This window comes from Oceanospirillum beijerinckii DSM 7166 (assembly GCF_000422425.1).
GTDB lineage: Bacteria > Pseudomonadota > Gammaproteobacteria > Pseudomonadales > Halomonadaceae > Oceanospirillum > Oceanospirillum beijerinckii.
On record NZ_AULT01000038.1, the window covers coordinates 38,938 to 64,462 of the forward strand.

Sequence of the window (25,525 nt, forward strand, 5' to 3'; positions counted from 1 at the left end):
ACTGAGTAACTGCGCTATTCACAAGCTCTTGGGATCAAATATGAAATTTCTAATCGCACCAGACTCCTTTAAAGAAAGTTTATCGGCAGCGGAAGTCGCTTCTGCAATCAAAATGGGATTTGAAAGTGTTTTACCTGAGGCTAAATTTCATCTGTTACCCATGGCAGATGGCGGTGAGGGCACCTGTGATGCTTTAGTCGCTGCAACTGGCGGGGAGTTGTTCAGGTATCAGGTTACCGGCCCATTGGGTGGTCATGTAGATGCGGCGCTGGGTATTTTAGGTGGTGGTAAGACGGCTGTGATTGAGATGGCTACTGCAGCGGGTTTGGATCTGGTCGCTCCAGAAGCTCGAAACCCTGCTATTACGACGACTTACGGCGTTGGTGAATTAATTCTTAAGGCATTGGATCACGGTATCAGACACATTGTGATCGGTTTGGGTGGTAGTGCAACCAATGATGCTGGTGCGGGTATGCTTCAGGCTTTAGGTGCGCAGCTGTTTGATGCCCATGGCCAACCATTAGTTCATGGTGGTTTGGCGTTAGCTGATTTAGCGGGTATCGATCTATCTCAGATGGATTCGCGTTTAGCAGAGTGCCACTTTGAGCTGGCCTGTGATGTGAATAACCCTCTGACGGGGCCTCAAGGTGCGAGTTGGATTTTTGGGGCGCAGAAAGGTGCAGATAAAGCGCTACAGCATGAGTTGGATCTGGCACTAAAACACTTTGCCGAGTGCACTGAGAAGCAAACGGGTATCCATATTGATCAGGTGGCCGGTGCAGGTGCTGCTGGTGGTCTGGGGGCAGCGTTTATTGGCTTCCTGAATGCGGAAGTGCGTCGTGGTGTCGACCTGGTATTGGCATTAAACCGCTTTGATGAATACAGCCGGGAAGCGGTTTGGGTGATTACGGGTGAAGGACGCATTGATGGACAATCTATCTTTGGCAAAACGCCAGTTGGTGTTGCAGAACATGCTAAAAGGCAGGGGTGTAAGGTGATTGCGCTGGCGGGCAGTCTGGGGGATGGCTATGAGAAGGTTTATAGGCATGGTATCGATGCCGTCTTTAGTGTTGTTCCCGGTGTGTGCAGTCTTTCGGAAGCATTGGAAAATGCGCATGATAACATTGTGCGTACAGCCAGAAATATTGCCGAAACCATGCGCTTATCAGCGTAATGGTTATGCTTGAAGGCCTGATCTCTATTTTATCGTTCAGGGATTATGGCGCTGATTATTCCAGGGTGAAGCTTGAAATGCTTCACCCGGCTTAAAAAATGTTAAAAATTCAGGGACGGTTAACCAGATAAATTCCCACTGCAACCAAAGCCAGAGCCATGAAAAAGCTTAAACTGATCGGCTCGGCCAGAATTACCCAAGCAAAAAACACTCCAAACATAGGTGTTAAGAAACTAAACGTGGCGATCTTTGAAGCCTGATAATGTTTGATTAACCAGAACCAGGTGAGGTACGAGATAAATGCAATAACGACCGTCTGGTAGAACATGGCCATCCCGCTGGTTATGGTCCATTGGCGAACACCGTCCTCACCCATTATTAAAGAGGCGATGGGTAACGTTAGGCCCGATACTGCCAGCTGGTAAAGCAATACTCTTGCAGGCGAGATAGAGGCTTGTGGACTGGCTTTAATTAATACAGTGGTTGCCCCCCACATTATTGCTGCCAGAAGAGCAAGAAGGTCGCCGGTTAAGGTGGCTGCTCCACTTGAAAAAGCATCCGAAAATGCCAGGAAGACACCAATAAATGCGGCGGCTAAACCCGCAATATGTATGAGGCGCATCCGTTCTGAGGGAAGAAACAGTTGCGCTCCTATGGCAACGATAAAGGGGGATGTGTAGAGAAAAATGGTTGCCCGCGCAGCTCCCGTCATTTCTAACGCTTTGTAGAGTACCAGGAACTCTCCGGCAAACAATAAACCTGCCAAAATCCCCCAGATTTCCGCTCCATCGCGTTGAAAAATGGTTTCACCTTTGTACTTCATCCATACCATTAGCAGAAGGGTTGCACCGATGGAGCGTATCCCAGCCTGCATTACGGGGGAAATATCAGGCAGAGTAAACTTGATCGCAATCTGCTGTAGACCAAAATTGATGCAAAGCACAGTCATTACTGTAATTGCCAGAGCATCCAAGCGCTTAGCCGTCATATCTCAAAACCTATCACACTGAATGAAAAAGAAAGCCGCAAGCATACTCCTAGTAGTGTCGTTGCACCAGTTTAGGGCGTATAAAAAATTAATATGTTAAGTAGTCAGCCCTGAAAAATCCTTAACAGGCTGTTTTTAAAACAAATTAGCTATTTGGGCATAGATCATTTCGACCAGGAGCGGTAAGCTGTGTCTTCAGTTTCTGGTCGAAAATGGCTCCGATATGCTGACTAAAAGCCCTTCTGATTCTGCCCAATTTAGCTTTTTCGATATCATCAATCAGCTTGATGATACTCCCCTACAAAGGGGACATATTTAAAAATGGCTCTTTTTGGCTATTTGGTCATCCGGGACCCGGCAGTGCATAGCATGTTAGCAGAACGGGTAATTTCCTGGACTGAAGAGTGGAAGCAAGATGGTATTTTGTTAGGCGAAGCTAAAACCCTGCGCCGTCTGTTAAATCGCCGTTTTGGCCCTTTGTCAGAAGATATTGAAGGCAAGATCAGTCAGGCAACAGAACAGCAGCTGGAGTTGTGGGTGGATAATTTTGTGGATGCCAAAACCTTGGCTGAAGTGTCTAAGTCTTAGTTTTGCTGCTTGTAGCTCTATTTTTACCTTGCCTTGAGAGTGTAAGCCCATCATGGGGACTCCAGCGAGGCTATTAGATTAAAATGCACTGATGCATTGAAAGCTGGTTTGATATAAATCTTCTAACCCCGCCAAGTCGGCACCTGTCGTATTTCTCTCAATTTCCTTACAGAGCCCGCTCAGTTTCTCCAAACCAAAGTTAGCGCAAGAGCCTGCCATACGGTGGGCGAGTTTACCGGCTTGTTCGTAATTCTCTTCAGCAATGGCGGTTCCCAGCTGTTGGTGCAGATCTTCAAATTGTCCTTTAAAACTGTCCAGTAGTTCGGCAAAGCGTTCCTGTCCAAGCATGGTTTTATGCTGTTGGATCAGTTGTTCGTTGATCAGTGGGGAGGTTTGCTGATCCGCGTTATTGCTAGCTTGATTTGTATTAGTTATCAGAGGAGCAGGCCGCTTGCTATCTGCCTCAACCGGTTGATAAGTACTTAACTGTTCGATCTGGCCATCATAGAGATGGTGCTTTTTCAGTATCTCTAGCAGTTGGTGATATTGCAGGGGTTTGGCCAGTACATCATCCATGCCTGCAGACTGATATTTCTGTTGTTCAGCCTGAGTGAGGGCGGCGGTTAGGGCGATCACGACGATGGCGGCTTTGATCGGGTCTTTATGCTGGCGCATACGGCGAGTGGTTTCCATGCCGTCCATATCCGGTAAGTGAATGTCCATTAACACCAGATCGTAATCGTTGTCGTTATGCAGGGAGAGGGCGGTGTAGCCATCTTCTGCGATATCCACCCGATGGCCGTCGCTTTCCAATAGGCCTGCGGCGACTTGTTGGTTAATTTCGGTGTCTTCTACCAGCAGGATATGCAGGGGGCTGCTGTGTTGCTGTGGTGTCCATTCTGCTGGGTTAGGTTGCGCCTGATGCAGATACTGACTCTGGGCAGGGGATGCATAGTTGTTTGGGTAGCCGTTTGCGTGATGGTTTTGCTCAGGGTTTGAGTTCAAGGCTGCCCTCCGCTTTAGACTGTTACTTGAGCTGTTGCCAGTGTAAGTGGTTACTTTATTTATGTGATGATCGATTGCGTGTGCTTCAGTTGCGTGAATTATCGGGTATTCCAGTTCAAGCCAGAACAGACAGCCCTGGTCGGCTTCACTATCAAAGCCGATCTGACCGTTTTGTAATTCAACCAATTGTTTACAGATGGATAAACCAAGACCTGTACCACCATAACGGCGGGTGATAGAGCTATCGGCCTGGCTAAAGTGCTGGAAGATCCGGCTATGGGATTCTTTGTCGATGCCGATACCCGTGTCTTCGACCTCAAATCTTATTCTACTGAGCTGTTGTGCGTTATTCCCTAAAGTGGGTAAACACTTCACTCGTAGGCTGATCTGACCCTTTTCAGTAAATTTTACCGCGTTGGCACACAGGTTCATCAGGATCTGGGTTAGTACTCGGCGGTCGCCGTAAACCAGATCGATGTGATGAATATCAGTCTCTATACCCAAGTTATTTATTTCTGTATTTATATTCAGTATTAGCTTGAGGGCCTTCTCATCGGTTAATGGTTTGACCACGGCCTGTAGTTCTGAGATGACTTGTAACAAGCTAAAGGGCTGCGGGTCCAGCTCCAGTTGACCGGCTTCTACTTTGGTAAAGTCCAGTACATCATTCAAGATAGCGAGTAGGGATTGGCCGGATCGATAGATATTCTGAATCTGCTGGCGCTGTTCTGGCGTCAGTGTGCTACGCATCAGCAGCTGTGCCATCCCCAGGATACCGTTCATGGGGGTGCGAATTTCATGGCTCATGGTCGCGAGGAACTGTGACTTGGCCTCACTGGCGGCTTCTGCCTTCTGCTGTGCCAGAATGGCATCCATATGGGCTTTTTCCGCTTTCTCGCGGTTTTTGCGTTCACTGATATCGGTGACTGAGCCTTCGTAATAGAGGATCTGGCCTTTATCATCCAATACCCCGCGCGCGGAAATAGTAATCTCAACGGGTTGATGATTGGCTTTTAGCCACTGGGTTTCGAAATTACGAATCTGGCTATGCTTAAGCAGGGTTTTAATAAAGTCCTTCTGCTGATCTGCATCCTGAAAACAGCCCTGTTGTACATTACTGATATGCTTTAAAAAGTCTTCGGGTGAGTAGTAGCCCAACAGATGCGCTAGGGCGGGATTAACCGAGAGGTATTCACCCTTGGGATTGGCCCGGAAGATGCCTTCTACGGCATTTTCAAACAGCGAGCGGAACTCATGCTCTGACTGCTGCAGGCTCAGATAAAGCTTGGCATTTTCAATGGAGATCGCTGCCTGAGCCGATAGGATCTGTAGTGTTTCCAATCGTTCTCGGGTAAAGACATCACTGCTTTCACGGTTTTCCAGATAGAGAATGGCGGTCAGATCACCGTGGTAGAGAATCGGCATACACAACAACGAACGGGGTTGGCGCTGACGAATATAGTTATCGTGCATAAACATCTCGTGTTCCAGGGCGTTGCTCAGTACCACGGTTTCCTTAGTGCGGTGTACGTAATGCACAATGTTGACCGGCAGCTTCTGGCTCTCGCCTTCGATGGGTAGGCTGGAGAAGAAACGGGGTTCATCGTGTAGATCGGCTTCTGCTTCGATAAAGAGTTCATCATCCCGGCGCAGTGCCAGAATGGCTCTTTGGCCACCGGCATTTTCCAATGCCAGCGTCATCAGGCGTCCTAATAGCCTTTCCAATACGATCTCATCGGCAATGGCATGGGATGCGCGCATGACCGATAGAATATCCAGTATCTGATTGTTATTGCTGTTTTGCTCCCGTAGCGGTGTTTGTTGAGCTGTCAATGGTCGGTTTTCCGGCTCATGTAGCTGGTGTTGTTGAATCAGATGATCCACCTTGGCACTGGCACCCCATTGACGATACAGCTTAAGGGCGTTGCGCAGATAGGTTTCTGCAATGACCGGTTTATGCCAGTTACGATACATGCGGGCTGCCAGTTCATAGGCCAGCGCTCTATCCATGGGAACTTCAGATTGATTGGCGCTGACGATCGCCTGCTCAAACAGCTCCATCGCACTGTGGTAGCGCTTTTGTACCCGGGCTGTCTCAGCCTGAATCAGTAAGACTCGGTGCTGCTGGTTAATCGGGCAGTGTTTGGCCCAATGTTGTAGCTTCTTCAGGTGGGATTTTGCTTTGTGGAAGCGACGGGGATGCTGCAAGACACTGGAGCCTGGAATCAATGCCAGTTGAGTTAAGGCGGCAATAAAATATATCCAGCTGGAGGTATAGGTCGCGCCAATAGATGATAGATCCTGTTCACAGGCCCGAGCTTCCTTTTCTGCCTGCTGATAATCGCCAAACAAATAGCACAGTAGCGCTTTATAGAAGTGGTGCACACACACCGCGGTTCTATGATGGTTTTTGATATGTAGAGCCAGCATAGGCTCTTCCTGATTATAACGACCATCCAGCAGTATGGGGTTATGATTTAAACCACGCAGATTATCCAGGGTTTGCAGTGCGTAGCGGGAGTAGTATTCCGACTGCTTCTGTCCCGCGGCACGTATCTGTTGCAGGTAATTGTCCATCTTGGGCTGAATATCGGCCAAAGATTCTGCCACTGGCAATTGATACTGGATATAACTGGCTAGACAATAGGCGCTCCACTCGATATCGCCGCTATCCAAACCACTTTGGTAACCCTGTTCCAGAGACCCCAGCGTGTTAGATAGGGGCTCCTTCCAGTGCCGCACATAGGTGTTAAACAGTGACAGTGTTTTATGATGCGTCAGACGTGACGGTAACTGTTTATCAATATCCAGTGCCATTAAACCCAATTGATAGCCTTGGTTTAACTGATTGTACTGGCCGCACAAAACGCCACCATAACCGGCAAAAGCCTGGGCAGAGGAGGGGGTTAAACCATAACACAGAGTCAGTTCAACCTGTTTGGCCATTACCAGTGGCCGCAGACCTGAGCTGGAAAACTTCACCGCACCAAACATACTGGCCATAATCGGTAGTGCGGCCTGAATATAGGGGTCTGACAGCTCAGGTCGTTGTATCAGTGTTTCACGGTTCTGTTTTTGCAGTAGCCAGCGGGTTTTGAGGTAACTTAACCAGAGGGTTTTCTTACCCGGTTGACGGGGCAGCTTTACACCTAAGAGTTCCAAAACTTCAAAGGCAGTATTTAACGCCTGATCAAAATGACTCAGAGAGATATGAGCCTGAATCTGTAATTCGTAGACCCGAATCTTATCCAGCAGATGGCTGCTATTAGTCAGTACCTGTTGGATATATTGTTGCATTTGGCCGAAATCTGACAGGATAAAGGCGGCTTCTGCAGCGTTGTTGTTCAGTGCCAGTGCTAATTGATAATCCTGCTGCCAACTCCGGTCGATGGTTTTGGTATTGTGTATGGCTGTTGCTGAGTTTTTTAAGTCAGATAACAGCAGTAAACCATGTTGGAAGTACTCAAATGCAGCCCCGAATGCTGCGGCACTGCGCGACAATTCACCGGCCTTTAGATTCATCTCTGCCAAATGCTTACGTTGCTGGCAATCAGAGATCCTTTCCTGAGCCTGATTCAGGTGGTTAGTGATCTCAAAAATGCGGTTATCCAGCTCCTGTTCGGATAATTGATCCAGCAGCAGTTGGCCTATCTCCAGGTGAAGATCACTGCTTTCCTCTTTGCTCAGCAGGCTATAGGCGGCCTGTTGCACACGGTCGTGGACAAAACGATAGCGAATGCCATCCGCGATAATACTACCGTTATTTCTCTGCGGGGCCGGGTTTTCGATATGACCGCAGCCTGGACCTGCCTTGAGATAGCCGGTCAGGCGGTAGTTATCATCCAGCGGAATAATTAAGCGTTCGGTCAGTGCCTGCCAGAGATGAGCTGCGGTATCGGTTGGTGAGCTTTTATAGACAATACTCAGGGTGCGCAAGCTAAAAGGGCTACCGATACAGGAGGCTAAACGCAGTACTTTTTGCGTTTCGGTCTCAAGTCGCTGGATCTTATTGACCATAAGATCCACTACGTTGTCCGACATCGCCTGAGCTTCAATGGCTTTTTTATCCCAATACCAACCGTTCTGGTTGGCGTAGATCAGGCCATCATCTTGTAATGTCGATAGAAACTGATTTAGGAAAAAGGGGTTACCTTGGGTTTTTTCCAGGCAGATCGTTGCCAGTTCGGTACATTTTTCTGCGGGATAGCACAGAGTATCGGCTAGCAGGCTTTTAATCTGGCGCAGTGTCAGCGGTTTTAATTGCTGTTCCAGTAGCTTGATGGGTAGCTGTCTAAGTTTTTCCAGCAAGCCTCTTAGGGGATGAGTGTTATGCACCTCTTCATCCCGGTAGCTACCAATCAGCATTAGATAGCTGAGTGTCTGTTGCTCGCTATCTGATTGGGCGTTGCCTTTGTGTGTTCCGATATCTCTGTTTGTGTCTCTAGGCTGATTGACAGCACTGGCTTTATATTGGGCCAGGGCTTCCAGCAGGGCGATAGAGGATAGATCAGCCCAATGCAGGTCATCCAGAAAAATTACTAAGGGCTGTTCTTTGCTGGCAAACACGCGCAATAAACGTAGAAAAATACGGGAGAAGCGGTTTTTCTCTTCAGCCGGTGGCAGTTTGGGCACGCCCGGTTGTGGGCCGATAATCAGTTCCAGTTCCGGGATCAGTTTGATCACTACCTGACCGTTACTGCCCAAGGCTTCCAGAATCAGTTGTCGCCAATGGCTGACATTGGCTTTGGATTCCGTCAGCAGTTGTCGGATAAAGCTTTGCAGGGCCTGCAAAATAGCCGCATAGGGGCGGTTACGGCCAAACTGAGCAAATTTACCGCTGATAAAGTGGCCGTTGTGTTCGTTAATATACTGTCGAATCTCATGTACCAGACTGGACTTACCGATACCTGCATAACCTGAAATCATGACGATACTGGCTTCCCCCCGAACATTCTGGTCGTAACTGCTTGTCAGCTGTTGTATCAGGTTGTGGCGACCATAGAGCTTCTGTGGCAGAACAAACCGTTCCGGCAGGTCCTGTGTTGCCAGTTTAAAGTTGTCGATCTGGCCGTTTTTGTGCCATTGCTCAAGGCACTGCTGCAGATCATAGGTCAGGCCGTAACTGGACTGATAACGCATGGAGGCATCTTTGGCCATCAGCTTCATAATGATCTGAGACAGAGCCTCGGGAAGATCGCTATTAATCTGATGAGGTGCCTGCGGCTGCTTGGCGATATGACGGTGGATCAATTCCAGGCGATCGCTACTGGAGAAGGGCAAACTGCCTGTCATTAACTCATACAGAGTGACGCCGAGACTGTAAAAGTCGGTACGGTAGTCGATACTGCGGTTAATACGCCCGGTCTGTTCCGGTGCGATATAGGGCAGGATTCCACTCTTCAGTTGGCTGTTCTGCCAGTGAATCTGTTCCCGCGACAGGCGTGTCGCGAGTGTGAAATCGATCACTTCCACCTTATTGGAATCAGGATTTAACAACAGATTATCCGGGCTGATCTGCTTATGGATAATCTGCTTGTTATGGATCTGCCCTAACACCTTACTCAGCTGAACGGCTACCGGTAACCACTGGTGCCAGCGATAACGTTTTTGCTGAATCAGCTCACGCAGACAAATACCGCTATGGTCATTAAATAGTGTATAGAGGCCTGAATCAGTTTGGCCGAAGTTATTCCTGCTAACAGAGGTATGGGTTGTATTTTCGAGACTACTATGGGTATCGGAGGATGGGGTGTCTGGGCTGTTGCTATCAGCAACAAAAAACTGCTGACTGACAGGGCGTATTACCCCGTCAATATCCAGGCTTTGTAACAACTCATACTCATGTTGTAATAAATGCTGAGCTTCGGATGCTTCCTGAGGTGACAGACCTGTATTGAGCTGCTTAATCACCACAGGTAACTGATCCTGCTGGCGAATCCCCCGGCTGATCTGGCAACGTTCGCCCTGATGCAGGCGCTTGGTCAGTTGAAGCTCAGGCGGCAGCAAATCAGATAATGGTCCAGTCAAAGTATCAGTCCACTTTTCCTGCAAACATATAGCCTGCGCCGTGAGCCGTCAGAATAAAATGAGGGTCAGAAGGATTATCTCCCAGTTTACGGCGCAGGCGACCGACCATTACATCCACAGAGCGATCATTGGGGGTCCACTCACGACCATGAATGACATCCATTAACTGATCACGGGACAGTACCTGTCCGGGATGCTTGATCAGTGCATGCAACAGACGGAACTCACCTTCCGGCAGGCGCTCGTTTCTGTCATCCGGGCTTTGTAGCTGACGTTTGTTACCATCAAGGGTCCAGCCTTCAAAATGGATCAGAATACGATCCTTGGGCTGACCATGTTCTCTGGGATGTTCCTTCACCCGCCAGAGCAGGTTTTTTGCACGTACCAGCAGTTCTCTGGGGTTGAATGGTTTAGTGACATAATCGTCGGCACCCAGTTCCAGGCCGACAATTCGGTCGATCTCATCCACCTTACTGGTAACCAGAATTACGCCCACTCTTGAGGCTGCACGCAGCTCACGGGTCAGGGTCAGACCGTCCTTGCCTGGAAGGTTAATATCCAGTAGCACCAGATCAATCTGCTCGGCCTCAACCCGTCTGACGAGGTCGTCTGCTTGTTCGGTTTCACTGACCTTATAGCCTTCTTTTTTAAAGTAGCTGACTAAAAGGGCGCGGGATGCCAGATCGTCTTCCACAATCATAATGTGGCTATTGTTTGGGTTGTCTGTTGTCATAATTATTTTCGTTATCAACGTCTGCTTTAAGTCCAGCGCTTTGGAATCTATCGCTGCTGAGTCTAGCGTTTTTGAGTTTAGCAAAGATGCCAGAGTGGAATAAAGTACTGTAAAACGCGATTTCCACAAAAAATAGTTCATTTAAAACAGGTGCTTATGTAATTAATATGCTGAGTTGTAGGCTTTTGTTACATCTGGCTACAACTTAGCACAATTGATGGAAACTCTATTTACACCTTAGGGGTAAGTTATCTTAAGCCAAACATCAGACTGCAGAAAAAAGAAGAGTGTCGTAAATGTTGATGCGACACTGTATTTCTTTTGGCTCAGATGTCGATCTATAAGAAACAAATAATAAAAGAGTAGGAGTGATGGCCTTGAAGAAAAATAAGATAACTCGGGCGCTGCTGGGCACAGGGGTTTTGACCCTGGCAGGTCTGGCACCTGCACAAGCCCAGGCAGCGGACGGTGAATCCATTATTCGGGACCGTTGCCTGGTCTGTCACACGGATACAGGCGATGCCTCGGCCCCTTTCTCACGGATTAGCGAGCAGCGTAAAACCCCTGAAGGCTGGATGGCGACGATCAGCCGTATGCAGCAGCAACGTGGTGTCGTGATCTCCCCTGAAGAGAAGCGGGAACTGGTGAAGTACCTGGCGGATAACCAGGGCCTGGCACCGGCTGAAACTCAGGGTTTGCGTTATGTGCTGGAAAAAGAGCCTAACGTGCTGGAATCATTTGATCCTCTGTTGCAGGAAACCTGTGTACGTTGTCACTCTGGTGCCCGTATTGCTCTGCAGCGTCGTACCGAGGACGAGTGGAAGTGGTTGGTTCACTTCCATATGGGTCAACAACCTACTGCAGAACTGCATGCCGGTGCCCGTGACCGTGCCTGGTTTGATATCGCTCTGAATCAGGTCGCACCTAAGCTGGGTAACGATTATGCCTTTAATACCGAGGAGTGGAGTCAATGGCAAGCGGTTGAGAAAAAATCACTGGATGGCCGTTGGGCGATGTCGGGCTACCTGCCGGAGAAAGGTCAGTTTGATGCCGTGGTTGTGATCAGCCAAAACGATAATGATCGCTACAGCGTAACCCTGGAAGGTCAATATGCCGATGGCACTCCTATCTCTGGTTCTGGTAAAGCGATTGTTTATACCGGTTACGAATGGCGTGGGACTCTGACGGTTAACGGCGTCAAGATGCGTCAGGTACTGGCCGCATCTGAAGACGGTCAAACTCTTGAAGGCCGTATGTATCAGCGTAATGACGATGTGATGGGTGGCAAGGTCATAGCCGTTAAAAACAGCGCTATTACCGCTATCACTCCTTCCTATATTAAGCAGGGCGAACGTAAACTGCTGACCATCTCGGGTAACAAGCTGAACGGCAGTATCTCTCTTGGTGCTGGTGTAAAAGTGATCAGCATCATTGCCCGCGATGAAGAGCGTACAGTGGTCATCGCCGAGGCAAGTCGCACGGCTAAGGTCGGTAGTCGCGATATTAAAGTCGGTCGTACTTCAGCGGATGATCTGCTGGCAGTATACGACGAACTGGCGCGTGTCGAGATTACTCCTTCTGATTCTATCGCCCGTGTGGGTGGTGCCGGTGGTTCAATTCCTAAGCAGAAATCCTGGTATCGCGCGGTAGGTTACGCAGCAGGTGCTGATGGTAAGCCGGGTACGGCGGACGATCTGCGTCTGGGTTACATGCCGGCACAATGGTCTCTGAAACCGTTTGATGAGATCGCCGAGCATGACAACGATATCCAGTATGCGGGCACCATCGATAATCGCGGTATCTTCACTCCGGGTGATGCCGGTCCAAACCCTGAGCGTAAGATGTCCACCAATAACGTGGGTAATCTGACTGTTATTGGTATGGTTCAGGACGGTGATCAGACGATCTCTGCTGAGAGTCATCTGCTGGTGACGGTACAGAGGTTTGTTCGTGCACTGATCGATTAATTACCGAAGTAATTAGTTTGCTGAGCACTGACTGCACTGTGCTTGGATGATCTCTGGCTAATGTCTGATTCAGCTTTGATGCTGTTTTGATTTTGCTTTAATTGCTCAAAGCACCAGAGAAAAGATCAGTGAAATACACCTCAGAACAGAGGCTTGACTCCCTGCAAAGACAGGATGAATGTAAGCCCGATAACAATAAAGGTGAGGTCATTATGGGTGCGTTATCCCTGGTTAAACCCAATATGCACCTGGTGGATGTGGAGACTCGCAAGATGATGTTTCACATTCCTACCAGTAGCTTGTTTGAGCTGGAAGGCTTAAGCCGTGAGTTGATTGAACTGTTTGCGGATCAGGAAAGTGTCACTGCTGGCATGATTCGTGATCGCTTTCAGGGGCGTTATGCCGCCGATGATGTGATGGAAACCATTGAGGAGCTGAAATCCCTCAAGGTGCTGTCCGACGGTGGTGTGGTGCAGATCAATCATGAGCCGCAAGCTGTAAAACAGTTCCCGCTGACAACCATAGTATTGAACACCAATACCGGTTGTAACCTGAGCTGCACCTACTGCTATAAAGAGGATCTGACCACGCCATCTCAGGGCAATAAGATGTCCTACGAGACGGCGATCAAGTCCATCGAAATGCTGCTTGAAGAGTCACCGAATCAACGCCAGTACAACGTGGTGTTTTTTGGCGGTGAACCTCTGACCAATATGCCGCTTATTCGTGATGTGGTGGCTTATTGTGAGCAGCGTTTTGTTGAGCTTGAATCCGAGGTCAGCTTCACCATGACCACCAATGCCACCATGCTGACTGAAGAGCTGGTGGAATGGTTTAACGCGCACCGCTTTGGTATCACCATCTCTATGGATGGCCCTAAGGCGATGCACGATAAAAACCGCATTACTGTGGGTGGTCAGGGGACTTATGATGTGGTGAAACAGAAGGTCGCCATGCTGCTGGAGCGTTATGATTCGCGCCCGGTCGGCTGCCGTGTGACGTTAACTCATGGCATTACGGATGTTGAGGCGATCTTTGATCACCTGCATCACGACTTGGGCTTTGCGGAAGTGGGTTTTGGTCCTGTGACCTCTGGTGATATCAGTGCATTTAACCTGAATGCTGAAGAGATGCAGACAGTGTTTACCGGTATGAAACGTCTGGGGCGTGAATACCTGAAAGCAGCACTGGAGCATAAAAACTTTGGCTTCGGCAATATGCACCAACTGATGACCGATCTTCATGAAGGCAACAAAAAGCAGTTGCCCTGCGGCGCGGGTGTTGCCCTGTTAGCCGTGGATACCAAAGGCGGTATCAACCTGTGCCACCGCTTCACCGGGTCTGAACTGCCGACCTTTGGTGACGTGGATAAAGGCATCAATAAACCTCAGCTGGCCGCTTTTGTTGAGCAGCGTCTGGACCGGAGTGATACCGGTTGTGAGACCTGCCGTATCCGAAATATCTGTTCTGGTGGTTGTTACCACGAAAGTTATGCCAAATACGGTGATGCGAGTACGCCTTCCTACCACTACTGCGACCTGCTGCGTGATTGGGTCGATTTCGGCGTAGACGTGTATACCCGCATCATGCTGGAGAACCCGGCGTTCTTTGATACGTATGTATCTCCAAGAAGGAATTCCCGATGAAACATCTCAAATCATTTAATAAAAAAGCGAAAATGCTTGATCGCACTACCTCACAGGATGAGGTGGAAGACGTTGTAGCCATGCAATCCATGGTCGGTTGTACCTCTGTTAATGATCCTGGCTGGGAAGTTGACCCGTTTGGTGGTCTGGGCTCTTTGTGTCAGCCAATGGAAGCAGATCTGTACGGTTGTGCCGATGCCTGTTGGTGGCCCGCTCAGGTGCCAGACACCATGAGTACTCATCCGAACTGGTCTCAGGATGTCTCTAAGGCCGATGAAGACTGGCGCAAGCTGGATAGCGTCTTCCCAGAAGAGTAAGCCCTCAGGATCAGTGGAGTGTGAAATGATGAAAAAACCAATGTTTTCCAAACTGACGGGCGCGATCCGTAATACGGCACTGACTGCCGTGATCGGTGCCGGTGCCCTGTTAACCGGTTGTGCGGCGACTCAGCCCGGTTCAAATCAACAGGGTGCTGAGAGCCTACCTAATGGTATGAAGGGCGATGGTCATGAATATATGCTGACCGTGACCCGCCCTAACCAACTGCATGTGATCGATACCGAAACCGATCAGGTGCTGCGTAGTTGTGATGTGCCGGGTACTTTCGGTAATGGTTCTATCGCGATATCCCCGGATGGCCGTACCGCTTATGTACTGACCGGTATGTATGAAAATATCTACGGCTTCGATATCACTAACTGTGAGATCACTTTCTCAACGCATCAGTCCTACGACAATGTGCAGGTAAAAAGCTTTATCTCCATGGCGGTCAGTGCGGATGGTAAAGAGCTGTACACCGTACAGAACCCAGTGCGCAAGCACTCGGACCGTTTTGAAACGATGCAACCACGTTTGGCTGTGTTCGATACCTCCGGTGGGCTAAAAACTCAGCCAGTACGTACTTTCCCTGTGGATCGTCGTATTACCAAGATTGCGGCCATGGATAATGGTGAAGTCGTTTTGGGTGGTGGTGATCTGAAAGCGATCAATCCAGAAAATGGTGAGACCCGTCTGATTACGGCCCTACAGAACTGGGATCGTGCACCGGACAAGTGGGTTCCACCCGATGCATTTGCCATGCACACGATGGGTGAGCACGTGGGCGAATTTATCATGCCTTACTTCACTATTCGCTGGAATGGAGAGCCGGGCGATGAATCGAAAGCGGACTTCCTGTGGGGCCATGTCCGTATCGATCTGAAAACCGGTGATGTTGAGATGATCGAAACGGTTCCGTTTGAGTTTATCGTCTTTAACTGGGTGACCGATCCAAACGATAAAAATGTGGTGTATGGCTCGTTTAATCAGCTGTCCAAACACAACTTTAAAACCGGTGAAACCCTGGGCATTCATGCTCTGGATCACACCTACTACAACATCAATATGACTACCGATGGTAAGAAGGTTTATGTTGCCGGTGCCGGTAACACGGTTTCTATCCATAACCCAGAGACTCTGGAGCGTATTGGTTATCTGAAGATGCCTGGCGATATGTCGACCTCCGACCTGCGTCTGGCAGTGCTGAAATAGGGATTATTTCAGCCTGCCCCGACCTAAAGGGGAGCTTCCCCTTTAGGTCATCCCCGGCGGACTTATAACCCGCCTGGCAGCTTTATAACCAGCTTGGCAGAGCAAAAACTTTCTAAAAACAGATAAAAAATTTGGCAAAAATCAGCCAAGGGTTTCGTGCGGCCAAAAAACGCTTTTTAGCGGCTTTTTATAAGAGATAAGGGCTATGAAAAGCGAGTTTTAAGAGAGCCTGTTTTAGCCGGATGAGCTTTTACCGTGTTGAGCAATACGGCCTTTAGACCTGAAAAATAAGAGCAATGACTCTTAAAGAAAACGCATAAATCTTGACCGAAACAATAACAACGAGCAGGACCCAAAAATGTTAAAAGCAATAAGAAAACCTCTATGCAGCGCTATTTTACTGGCAAGTTTACCGGCAGCCGTACAGGCTGCGGTAATCTCTGAAAGCGATACCGGAACCGTTGAGTTTAATGTGGAAGCGATGGCTGCAGCCATGTCCGCTGATGAGAACTACACCAGTAATCCGGGTGATAAAAGCTGGCAAGAGGCTTATATCAAAGGTGATCTGGCGGCTACCCGGCAGATCAATGCTGATCACTCGGTTTACGGTACGTTAGGTGTGATTGCTCTGGGTACTTTTGGCGATGGTGATGCGGGTGGTTTTACCACGGGCGATGAGCGAAAAGTCCATCTGGAAAACGCTTATGCGGGCTGGAAATTTAAAGAGGGTTTGATTGATCTGTCTGTAGGTCGTCAAACCTTCGTACTGGGCGATGGTTTCCTGATTGCCGGTGATTCCCTGAGCGCCGGTGAAGGTTTCGAGGCATTCTCCAATGGTGGTCTGGACCGTGGTGGTGCTTACTACCTGGCGGGTCGTAAGAGCTTTGATAATACTGCGATCCTGAAGGTTGATCCTGAAGGCCCGGTACGTGGTGATCTGTTCTGGTTGAAGTCAGATAACAAGTTCCAGCAAAGCCCTGAACTGGCCGGTATTAACCTGGAATATGTCGATGAAAACCTGGGTACAGTGGGTGCCAGCTATATAACAGTGACCGATGTGGATCTGGGTAAGGGTCTGGGTCTGTACGACAACCGTGATGGTATGAATATCTTTAGCGTACGTGCTCAGGGTACTGCGGGTGTTGAGAATCTGTTCCTGAACTTTGAATATGTGAAGGAAAGTGGTGGTGATCAGGTAGAAAAAGATGCCTCTGCCTGGACCGCTGAAGCGAGCTGGATGTTCTCTGATCTGCCTTGGACACCGGTTGTTAACTATCGTTATGCGACATTCTCGGGTGATAAAGCTGGTACTGCCGATGATGAGAGCTTTGATCCACTGTTCTTTGGTGTAACCCGTGGTTTTGGTACCTGGTTCCAGGGTGAAGTAGCGGCTAACTATGCAGGCCCATTTAACTCAGGTAACAACGTAAACCGTCTCGATATCACCCTGTTGCCACAGGAAAATATCGCGTTGGGTATTCAGTACTGGAAGTTTGGTAAAGAAGAGAATAATGACTTCGAAGCCAACGAACTGGACCTTTATGCGTTCTGGGGTATTAATGATAACTTCAGTGTGATTCCTCTGATCGGTATCTATGAGCCGGAAGGAGAGGCGAATAAAGCTTCCCAGGGTAACGATGATAAAAACGTCTATGTACAGGCGATGGTAATGTTTAACTATTAATTATGATTTGTCATAACATTATGATGAATAAAAGAATTTTTAGTTAAATGATATTAAAAGGAATGTTCAAAGATTCGATTTATTTCAAAAGGTAATCGTTATATTGGCAAGTCTGCCCACTTGCAAAAAGTTCGATACCTTAAAGCATAAAATATGATCTTTGAGTCCCCAGGGACGGGGTGAAAACAGGGATGTTATCAGGGACAATAAAACATAATAGGGACAGCAAGCTTTACTCAATCGGAGCTTTTAATGGTCAGGTGGTTAACCCGAATTATCGATAATTCAAACAGAGCTGGGGATAGTGAAAATCCAGCCTTTCAGCACAATCATGAAGCAAGTTTGCGTTGGCTGTTCAGTTTTATAACACCGCAAAAGAAAGCCATTTTTGTGGTGTTAGGGCTGTCGCTGTTGGCTTCCATTATGGTGTTGTTGCAGCCCTGGTTAACCAAAATGCTGATCGATGATGGTTTGCTGGCTAAAGATTACGCCATGCTATTGCAGATCGCAGGAGTGATGGTGGTTGTAGGTATCTTTAATACCGTGCTTTCCGGTTTCAATCGCTATTGTCATACCCGGCTATCTGGCCGGGTTTTGTTTTCTCTACGCGAAGATTTGTACCAACATCTACAGAAGCTTTCGCCCTCTTTTTATTCCCAGCGTCGTATTGGGGATCTGATGTCCCGAATAGACGGTGATGTGGCTCAGATTCAGCGTTTCGCCGTTGATGCTTTGTTTGCTTCTGTTTCCAGTATATTGGGTTTAGTCGGGGCTACGGTGCTGATGTTGACTCTGTCCTGGGAGTTGTCATTAATTGTCGTGGTTTTGATCCCTCTGGAAGTGCTTTGGCTGCGCTGGATGCGACGTAAAGTCGAAAGGCATACCCGAGCTTTACGGGAGCGCTCAGCGGATCTATCTTCTTTTCTGGTGGAAACCCTGCCTGCCATGAAGTTTATTCAATCGGTAGGGCGGGAAGCCAAAGAGTCCCGTCGTCTGCAGGGGCTGGGCGATAGTTATCTGAATCAGCTATTAAAGCTGCAGATTGTTGAGTTCTTTACTCAGGCGATTCCCGGCACTTTAACTTCGATTTCTCGAGCCGGTGTATTTATCCTGGGTGGTTACTGGGTGATCGAAGGTCAATGGCAATTGGGTGCTTTAATTGCCTTCTCGACTTATTTGGGGATGGCAATAGGCCCGGTGCAAAGCCTGTTGGGACTTTATGTGTCGTTACAGCGTATGGTGGTGAGTCTTGATCGTGTGATGGAACTGCGTGCTGAACCGGTTAATGTGGATACACAACTGAGTCCTATTGAGTTACCAGAGAAAGGCGGTCGTTTACAACTGGATAATGTCAGCTTTACTCATCAAAAGCGTGATCAGAAAATCTTAAGTCAGACCTCTGTAACCATCGACGCAGGGCAAAAAGTGGCCATTATGGGGCCATCAGGCGCAGGTAAATCCACTTTGATTGATCTGCTGCAACGTCACTATGATCCCGATGAAGGTCGTATTTTATGTGATGGTGTTGACCTGCGTGAATGTAGCCTGGGCGATCTACGCCGTCGTATTGCGGTTGTGAGCCAGGAGATTGTATTGTTCCGCGGTAGTCTGACCGAGAATATCCGTTACGCTTGGCCTGCCGCTTCTGATGAGCAGGTCACAGCCGCTGCAATTCAAGCTCAACTGGGGGAATTGATTGCTCAGTTACCACAAGGTATGGATACCCAACTAGGTGAACGGGGACAGCAACTATCTGGTGGTCAGAAACAGCGTATTGCCATTGCCCGCGCGCTGTTACAACAGCCGAAAATTCTGGTGATGGATGAAGCCACCTCTGCAGTGGATGAGGCGACTGAGCGTGAAATTATCGCCAGTGTTGATCGATTGTTCCAGGAGCGAACCCGTATTTTGATTAGTCATAGAGCCAGTACCTTGGAGAACGCAGATCTTTACCTGTCGTTGGAACAGGGGCAATTGATCAGGGTTGAGCGGTAATGCTGATGCCTCATTAGCTGAATTAAAGCAATCAGTATTTAGGTAAATAAGGTCGTTTTAAGTTCGGCTCCAGAACAAAAATAATAAGGTTATCAAGATGATAAAAGTGGGTGTGGTTGATAGTGGTTTTTCTGCCCATCAACAGGAGTGGATCGTGGATAGTGCTGCCTTTGTGATGCAGGATAATAGCTTGTGGATGGCTGAAGCTGAGCCTGATCAGTTAGGCCATGGCAGTCATATTATCGATACCATTCGTCAGGTCGCACCCGATACCTGTTTTTATTTGGCTCAGGTGTTTCAGGTGCGTTTTACTACCTCGACAGGACAGGTCAGTGCGGCCATTGATTGGCTGATTGAGCAAGAGGTTGATGTGATCAATATGAGCTTGGGTTTACGTCAGGACCGGGATAGTCTGCGTGACACCATCCAAGCGGCATTAAACGCAGGAATTGTTATTTGTGCGTCTTCTCCCGCAAAAGGTGACCCGGTTTATCCCGCGGCTTATCCCGGTGTGTTCCGTATGACCGGCGATGCCCGTTGTGCTGCTGAAGAGTGGTCCTATCTGGAAACAGAGTATGCAGACTTTGGTGGCCATGTGAAAAGTGCCGATGGTCAGCAGGCTGGCGCAAGTATGGGCACAGCGCGTCTGAGCGGCCATATATGTAATCTGCTTTTAGCGCAAAGCTCACCAATTTCCCAAAGTTCTCAAATTGTTCAGAGTGATCAAGCTTCTTATCTCTCTCAAAGTAGCTTGCCCTCGGGCAAAAAACTCTCATTGAGTGAAATCCGCCGCGTGTTGCAGCAAGGTGCCAGTTACTTTGGCCCGGAGCACAAAGGTTTTACCGATCAAAGTGCTGGGACTCAGCCTTAATCCTAAACCTTAACCCTCTTAAATAACTCTCACCAGGAAAATAAGATGACTAAAAAAATTGTGGTACTGGGTGCGGGCCCGGCAGGGGGCGCGGTGGCTTTGGGGCTGAAGCGTTTGGGCTATCCCGTACAAGTCATTGGTGAGCCACGCCCTTTTTCTGCAGTCGAAGGTATCTCAGACCGAGTCGTTGAGGGGCTTAGATATGCCGGGTTTAACCGTGTGATTGCCAACTTACCGGAACCTTCTTCCAGAAATGCCGTATGGAACGGTGAGCATAACAGTGCCAATAGCGAACGCTTGATTGATCGCCAGCAGGTGGATCAGCTGATTCTGGAAGATCTTCGGGCTGCAGGTATTGAGGTGATAGAGGCTAAGGTCAGTAAGGTTTTTGAGCAAGAACACTTATCTGATCATGGTGATAAGGGCTTTGTTATTCGTTTGGCAGATGGTAAGGAAATGAATGCTGACTTTCTGGTTGAGGCCAGAGGGCGTGCTGCGCCTTCGGCTCATCTGCCAAGAGTACGTGGGCCGGAGACCCTGTCTCTGCTGCAATATTGGCAGGGGCCTGCAACTGAAAGAAGCTCGGCGGCTGTTAGTTTGCCCGATGGTTGGGCTTGGATGGCTAAAATAGAATCTGGTAAGCGTTATCTGCAATTAACGTTGGATGTAGGTTCAAACAAAAGCACCAACTCTAATACCTTTCACTCTAGTTGTTCGGACAGTGAGGATGCTCGTAACGAAAGCAGTAGTCAAAAGCTGCCGGGTAAAGATCAATTATCTGATTACTGTCGTCAGCGTTTTGAACAGATTTCCGAAGCGGCAGAGTTTATGGCTGATGCTGAGCCTGTGGGTATTCCCCATGGTCGAACCAGTACACCTATCCTATGTGAGCAAACGGTGGGGTTAAACTGGCTTAGAGTCGGGGATGCCGCAATGGCAGTTGATCCTTTATCTGGCAACGGTATTTTTCAGGCATTGTCTTCTGCGCTGCAGGCTCCTGCTGTAATCAATACTCTGTTAAAACACCCTGAACGAAGGGCTTTGGCTAACCAGTTTTATCAACAAAGAGTGAGTGGTCTGTTCTATCGTTTTGCTCGTATTGGGCGGGATTTTTATGCCATGGAGCAGCAATGGACAGACCACCCTTTCTGGCAACAACGTAACCAATGGCCGGATGCTGAGCCCATGCACCAAAGTGTTCACTTTGATCAGCTGGAAGTCAAAGCGATGCCTGTAGTCAGTGAGGGTGTGATTGATAAACAGGAAGTCGTTGTAACACCTGACCAGCCTTTGGGGATCTGGCATATGGCAGGTATTCCGTTGGCTGGTGTAGTGAAAGCGGTACGTGCTAGAGCGCCGGATCAGACTTTGGAGGCGTGCTTGCAAGCCTTATCTATTAATATGAACCAAAGAATTATGTTATTGCGTTGGTTGCATTCTTTGGGCTGTCGTTAGTGTGGCTGGTGCATGACGGGTATCAATTGATCAAAGTGCTCAATCACCAGGTCAGCAGTATGGGCGTAGTCTGGTAATACTCCCGGCGCATACAAACACGACACCATATTGGCGTTATTGGCAGCCTCAACGTCATAGCGGAAATCACCGATATAGACAATGCGTTCAGGCTTGATCTGCCAGTCCTCTGCAATCTGTAGTAAGGCTGTGGGGTTGGGTTTGGCTGGCGCATCTTCCCGGGTGATCAGAGTGTTAATGGGCATCCGGTTATTGTTAAGTTTGATCCGGGCTGCCTGAGAGAAATTGCGGGTCACAATAGCCATAGGAACCTGTAAGGCATGTAGAGTGCTGACCAGTTGTTGTGCTCCGGGAAGCCAAACGGCTGTGTGAGCATCTTGCAGTTCATGGTTGCGAATAATAGTGTGGGCTTTTTCCTGTTGTATCTGATCCGGTAATTGTTCAATAAAAGTCAGAATATCTTCCTGAGCCGGGCAGCCTATCTCCAGACGCATCTGCTGGAAGTTCAATTCGGAACTCACCAGCGTGCCGTCCAGGTCAAAAATTACACCATCAAATCTAAATGTCATATTCTTTCCAGAGAATTATCAGCGTTAGCCTGGCCTGATTGATCGAGGCCTTGGGTAATAAGAGTAATGTACAGAAAAAAGTAATGTCTATACGTTACTGATAGGCTGTCAGAGCACTTTTTTGCACTTGTTGACCAAACAAATTGATCTGCTGTTTTAACCAGATTAATGCCGGATCATTACTAAACAGTGGGTGATGAATCATCGTCATCTCGATAGCAGGCATATTTTCCGGTGGCGTGACAATATTGACCGGGAATAACTGGCTGAACAAACGGGCCATATGATAAGGCAGAGTTGCTACAGCATCGGTTCTGGCGACAATTTTTGCCGCAGCCATATAATTCATTGTACGTGCAATATGATGCCGGCTTAGCTCACGCTCTTTCAGCCAATGATCAATAGTGCTGGCATTGTCTCCAGTCTGATCGAAGAACACGACGTGAGGTAGTTTTACATAGTCTTCCAGAGACAGTTGATAAGTACCCGGGTGCTCTTGCTGCCCAAGCAGGCAGACCAACTTTTCCGTTACCCAGGGTTCTACGACCAGATGATGGGGGACAATATCTGTGGCATCCATTCCCACAACCAGGTCAACACTGCGATTTTCCAAGTCATTCTGTGAGGCGTCTTCTGTAATAACCTCCACTTCAACGGTAATCTGCGGGGCAACTTTACGAAGATGGCTAATTAGCTCTGGAACAATAACCGCCTCAAAATAATCGGTACAGGCTACGGTAAACAGGCGATCACTGGTGGTCGGGTCAAACTGTGTTGGTGGTGCCAGGGCGCGTTCAATCTGACGCAGAGCGGCCCTTACTTCTGGCAGCATATCCAGCGCACGAGCGGTGGGCTGCAGGCCTTTCTCAGTTCGGATCAGCAGGGGGTCATCCAACTGTTCACGCAAGCGGTTCAGGGCGTGGCTCATGGCTGACTGGCTCAGAAAAACCTTCTCTGCGGCCCGGCTTACATGGCGTTCGGTCACCAGTGCTTCAAACAGAACCAGTAAGTTCAGATCAAATTGTCGCAGTGATTTCATATTGAATATAGTACCGCCAGTTATAGATAAGGCAAAGAATAACATCTTTTCTATCTTCTCCTGTAAACCCGAAATCATTGATACCTCTTTGGGGATATTTCGACACTTTATCGAATTCACCTAGACTGCCTGACATTCAATCGGGTTAACGGGAGAAAAAGAAGATGAAAAGTCACGCCGAGTGGAAAGCATTAAGTGAATCACTGATCCTGAATGGTCAGGCATATATTAACGGCAGTTTTCAGGCTGCGGTAAGTGGTGAAACTTTCCCAAGCATTAACCCTGCAACAGAAGCGAAATTAGCCGATATTGCCAGTTGTGATCAGGCCGATGTCGATATTGCGGTGGATAACGCGTTGCAAACCTTCCGTTCCGGTGTTTGGTCCGAAATGGCACCGAAAGAGCGTAAAAACGTCCTGTTGAAGCTGGCGGACCTTATCGAGCAACATCAGGATGAGTTTGCTGTACTGGATACTATGGATATGGGTAAATCCATCTCCGAAATGGTAGCCATTGATGTACCGGATACCATTGACTGTTTCCGTTGGACCGCTGAGTGTATCGATAAAATATACGGTGAAATTGCCCCAACGGCTCCTGGTACAATGGCGCTGATCAGTCATGAGCCTGTCGGTGTGGTCGCTGCGATCACGCCGTGGAACTACCCGCTGATGATGGTGGCGTGGAAAGTGGCTCCTGCTCTGGCTGCAGGTAATAGTGTCGTGCTGAAACCTTCAGAAAAAGCTTGTCTGAGCGCACTGCGTCTGGCTGAGCTGGCTACTGAAGCGGGTGTGCCAGATGGTGCCTTTAACGTACTGCCAGGTTTTGGTCATACCGCAGGTAAAGCGCTGGCGTTACATCATGATGTCCACGTGTTGGCCTTCACCGGCTCTACCCGTGTGGCGGGTATGTTGATGGAGTATGCTGGCCAGTCCAATATGAAGCGTGTCTGGCTGGAGGCGGGCGGTAAGTCTCCGAATCTGATCTTTGATGATTGTGATGATATTAAAGCGGCAGCGGCGACTTCAGCGGCAGCGATCTTCTCTAATCAGGGTGAGGTCTGTATCGCTTGCTCCCGTATCTACGTACAAAAAGGTATCAAAGAGGAATTTATTGCAGCCCTGACTGAAGCGGCTGCACGCTTCCTGCCAGGTGATCCTTTGGACCCTAATACCAATATGGGGCCGATGGTGGATAGTGCTCAGTTAGATACGGTGCGCCGGTATATCCAATCGGGACTTGAAGAGGGTGGTACTCTACTATGTGGTGGTGAGCCTGAGTATGTAGAAGGTAAGGGCTTCTTTGCCAAGCCAACCATTATTGCAGATGCCAATAATAAGATGACCTTTGTTAAAGAAGAGATCTTCGGTCCTGTTCTGGCAGTCTGCGAGTTTGAAAGCGAAGAAGAAGCGATTGAACTGGCTAACGACAGTCAGTATGGCTTGGGTGCAGCGATCTGGACATCTAATTTGTCCCGTGCACATCGTGTTAGCCGCAAGATCCAAAGTGGTATGGTTTGGGTAAATACCTGGGGTGAAGGCGATACCACAGTGCCCTTCGGTGGCGTAAAAGCATCGGGTAATGGTCGGGATAAGTCCCTGCACGCTCTGGAAAAATACACTGAACTGAAAAATGTTTGGATTCGTTTGTAAGTCATATGTTGTAGGTCGTGAACTGCAAGCCTGAATTGTCTGGTTTCTTGGATCTAACGGTAGGAGGGTTGCCTACTTCTAAGCCATACGTAGCTCAGTAAAGGCTACTTGAATTATTATCTACGAATTTTTGCCCTAGAGGCTGTTTGCACTGACTTGAGCGCCGGCTTTACTGGCGCTTTTTTATGTCTGTGTAAATGATAGTGGTTGGCATGAAAAGATACATGGTGATTGGGTGGGGGTATTTACTGAAGGGGCTAAGTTTGAAAATGTGGTTAACCTGCTAGCTATCAAGGGTGGCAAAGGAAGAGGATGCTTCCTAAAACTTTTTTACAAAAAAGTGAAAATAGGGGTTGTGCTTTGGTCTTCCGTGCGTATAATACGCCCTCGCTGTCACGGGGTAAGACCTCGAACAGCACCGCAACAGTCTGATTTTTCAAAAGTTTTTAACATTTTTGAAAAAGACGATTTGAAAATAAATTTCAAATCACTGTTGACAAGAGGTTTGAATGCTGTAAAATTCGTCGCCTCGGTTGAGCAAGTTAAGCGCTTGTCTCAACAAGCTCTTTAAAAATTTAGTCAGA

The 25,525-nt window shown here is 48.4% G+C and carries 17 protein-coding genes; 12 read left to right on the forward strand and 5 right to left on the reverse strand.

The window, feature by feature from the left end; all coding sequences use genetic code 11:
• Positions 1-40: 40 nt before the first annotated feature.
• Positions 41-1,174: a glycerate kinase family protein gene (locus tag H579_RS0112590; protein WP_028300982.1), complete on the forward strand. Its 1,134-nt coding sequence runs from the start codon at positions 41-43 to the stop codon at positions 1,172-1,174.
• Between the two features lie 109 nt (positions 1,175-1,283).
• Here H579_RS0112590 and H579_RS0112595 read toward each other — a convergent pair whose 3' ends face one another.
• Positions 1,284-2,162 carry a DMT family transporter gene (locus tag H579_RS0112595; protein ID WP_028300983.1) on the reverse strand — a complete coding sequence of 293 codons (879 nt, stop codon included), beginning with the start codon at positions 2,160-2,162 and terminating at the stop codon, positions 1,284-1,286.
• Between the two features lie 321 nt (positions 2,163-2,483).
• Between H579_RS0112595 and H579_RS0112600 the strand changes: the two genes are divergently transcribed.
• A complete protein-coding gene (locus H579_RS0112600) occupies positions 2,484-2,750 on the forward strand; it encodes a DUF4351 domain-containing protein (RefSeq protein ID WP_028300984.1) in 267 nt (88 codons plus the stop codon).
• Positions 2,751-2,828: 78 nt separating this feature from the next.
• Here the strand turns inward: H579_RS0112600 and H579_RS25490 are convergent, their stop codons facing one another.
• Together H579_RS25490 and H579_RS0112610 are read right to left on the reverse strand one after the other, a co-directional pair.
• Positions 2,829-9,782 carry an AAA family ATPase gene (locus tag H579_RS25490; RefSeq protein WP_157834617.1) on the reverse strand — a complete coding sequence of 2,318 codons (6,954 nt, stop codon included), beginning with the start codon at positions 9,780-9,782 and terminating at the stop codon, positions 2,829-2,831.
• Positions 9,783-9,786: 4 nt separating this feature from the next.
• Entirely contained in the window at positions 9,787-10,515 is a 729-nt protein-coding gene (locus H579_RS0112610) for a response regulator (RefSeq protein WP_028300985.1), read from the reverse strand.
• A 371-nt stretch (positions 10,516-10,886) separates the two neighbouring features.
• Here H579_RS0112610 and peaA point away from each other — a divergent pair, with 371 nt between their 5' ends.
• The 8 genes from peaA to qhpG all read left to right on the forward strand — a co-directional run bounded on the left by peaA (position 10,887) and on the right by qhpG (position 21,663).
• A complete protein-coding gene (peaA, locus tag H579_RS0112615) occupies positions 10,887-12,482 on the forward strand; it encodes a quinohemoprotein amine dehydrogenase subunit alpha (protein WP_028300986.1) in 1,596 nt (531 codons plus the stop codon).
• A gap of 212 nt (positions 12,483-12,694) precedes the next feature.
• Entirely contained in the window at positions 12,695-14,128 is a 1,434-nt protein-coding gene (gene peaB, locus H579_RS0112620; protein WP_028300987.1) for a quinohemoprotein amine dehydrogenase maturation protein, read from the forward strand.
• Entirely contained in the window at positions 14,125-14,445 is a 321-nt protein-coding gene (qhpC, locus tag H579_RS0112625; RefSeq protein ID WP_028300988.1) for a quinohemoprotein amine dehydrogenase subunit gamma, read from the forward strand. Before peaB ends, qhpC begins: the two co-directional genes overlap by 4 nt.
• Before the next feature lie 25 nt (positions 14,446-14,470).
• Positions 14,471-15,658 (forward strand): quinohemoprotein amine dehydrogenase subunit beta, encoded by a 1,188-nt coding sequence (gene peaD, locus H579_RS0112630; protein WP_245583261.1) that lies wholly within the window; start codon positions 14,471-14,473, stop codon positions 15,656-15,658.
• Positions 15,659-16,016: 358 nt separating this feature from the next.
• Positions 16,017-17,342: an alginate export family protein gene (locus tag H579_RS0112635; RefSeq protein ID WP_051227585.1), complete on the forward strand. Its 1,326-nt coding sequence runs from the start codon at positions 16,017-16,019 to the stop codon at positions 17,340-17,342.
• Between the two features lie 252 nt (positions 17,343-17,594).
• Complete coding sequence (locus tag H579_RS0112640; RefSeq protein WP_028300991.1) at positions 17,595-19,337, forward strand: ABC transporter ATP-binding protein; 1,743 nt, start codon at positions 17,595-17,597, stop codon at positions 19,335-19,337.
• A gap of 97 nt (positions 19,338-19,434) precedes the next feature.
• Complete coding sequence (qhpE, locus tag H579_RS0112645) at positions 19,435-20,208, forward strand: subtilisin-like serine protease QhpE (protein WP_036566233.1); 774 nt, start codon at positions 19,435-19,437, stop codon at positions 20,206-20,208.
• A gap of 45 nt (positions 20,209-20,253) precedes the next feature.
• Positions 20,254-21,663, forward strand: a complete 1,410-nt coding sequence (gene qhpG, locus H579_RS0112650; protein WP_028300993.1) for a flavin-dependent monooxygenase QhpG — start codon at positions 20,254-20,256, stop codon at positions 21,661-21,663.
• Here qhpG and H579_RS0112655 read toward each other — a convergent pair.
• Positions 21,660-22,250, reverse strand: a complete 591-nt coding sequence (locus H579_RS0112655; RefSeq protein WP_028300994.1) for an HAD family hydrolase — start codon at positions 22,248-22,250, stop codon at positions 21,660-21,662. The genes qhpG and H579_RS0112655 overlap by 4 nt on opposite strands.
• Before the next feature lie 94 nt (positions 22,251-22,344).
• Positions 22,345-23,367 carry a LysR family transcriptional regulator gene (locus H579_RS0112660; protein ID WP_245583262.1) on the reverse strand — a complete coding sequence of 341 codons (1,023 nt, stop codon included), beginning with the start codon at positions 23,365-23,367 and terminating at the stop codon, positions 22,345-22,347.
• Positions 23,368-23,453: 86 nt separating this feature from the next.
• On the opposite strand from H579_RS0112660, the gene H579_RS0112665 reads away from it, so the two are divergent.
• Positions 23,454-24,941: an aldehyde dehydrogenase gene (locus H579_RS0112665; RefSeq protein WP_028300996.1), complete on the forward strand. Its 1,488-nt coding sequence runs from the start codon at positions 23,454-23,456 to the stop codon at positions 24,939-24,941.
• A gap of 235 nt (positions 24,942-25,176) precedes the next feature.
• Complete coding sequence (locus H579_RS0112670; RefSeq protein WP_028300997.1) at positions 25,177-25,512, forward strand: hypothetical protein; 336 nt, start codon at positions 25,177-25,179, stop codon at positions 25,510-25,512.
• Positions 25,513-25,525 lie beyond the last annotated feature (13 nt).

Coding starts and splice junctions, on each gene's coding strand:
- qhpC (WP_028300988.1), top strand. CDS start 14,125: ATGAAACATCTCAAATCATTTAATAAAAAAGCGAAAATGCTTGATCGC.
- peaB (WP_028300987.1), top strand. CDS start 12,695: ATGGGTGCGTTATCCCTGGTTAAACCCAATATGCACCTGGTGGATGTG.
- H579_RS0112655 (WP_028300994.1), bottom strand. CDS start 22,250: ATGACATTTAGATTTGATGGTGTAATTTTTGACCTGGACGGCACGCTG.
- H579_RS0112660 (WP_245583262.1), bottom strand. CDS start 23,367: ATGATTTCGGGTTTACAGGAGAAGATAGAAAAGATGTTATTCTTTGCC.
- H579_RS0112640 (WP_028300991.1), top strand. CDS start 17,595: ATGGTCAGGTGGTTAACCCGAATTATCGATAATTCAAACAGAGCTGGG.
- peaA (WP_028300986.1), top strand. CDS start 10,887: ATGGCCTTGAAGAAAAATAAGATAACTCGGGCGCTGCTGGGCACAGGG.
- H579_RS0112635 (WP_051227585.1), top strand. CDS start 16,017: ATGTTAAAAGCAATAAGAAAACCTCTATGCAGCGCTATTTTACTGGCA.
- peaD (WP_245583261.1), top strand. CDS start 14,471: ATGATGAAAAAACCAATGTTTTCCAAACTGACGGGCGCGATCCGTAAT.
- H579_RS0112595 (WP_028300983.1), bottom strand. CDS start 2,162: ATGACGGCTAAGCGCTTGGATGCTCTGGCAATTACAGTAATGACTGTG.
- qhpE (WP_036566233.1), top strand. CDS start 19,435: ATGATAAAAGTGGGTGTGGTTGATAGTGGTTTTTCTGCCCATCAACAG.
- H579_RS0112610 (WP_028300985.1), bottom strand. CDS start 10,515: ATGACAACAGACAACCCAAACAATAGCCACATTATGATTGTGGAAGAC.
- H579_RS0112665 (WP_028300996.1), top strand. CDS start 23,454: ATGAAAAGTCACGCCGAGTGGAAAGCATTAAGTGAATCACTGATCCTG.
- H579_RS0112590 (WP_028300982.1), top strand. CDS start 41: ATGAAATTTCTAATCGCACCAGACTCCTTTAAAGAAAGTTTATCGGCA.
- qhpG (WP_028300993.1), top strand. CDS start 20,254: ATGACTAAAAAAATTGTGGTACTGGGTGCGGGCCCGGCAGGGGGCGCG.
- H579_RS0112600 (WP_028300984.1), top strand. CDS start 2,484: ATGGCTCTTTTTGGCTATTTGGTCATCCGGGACCCGGCAGTGCATAGC.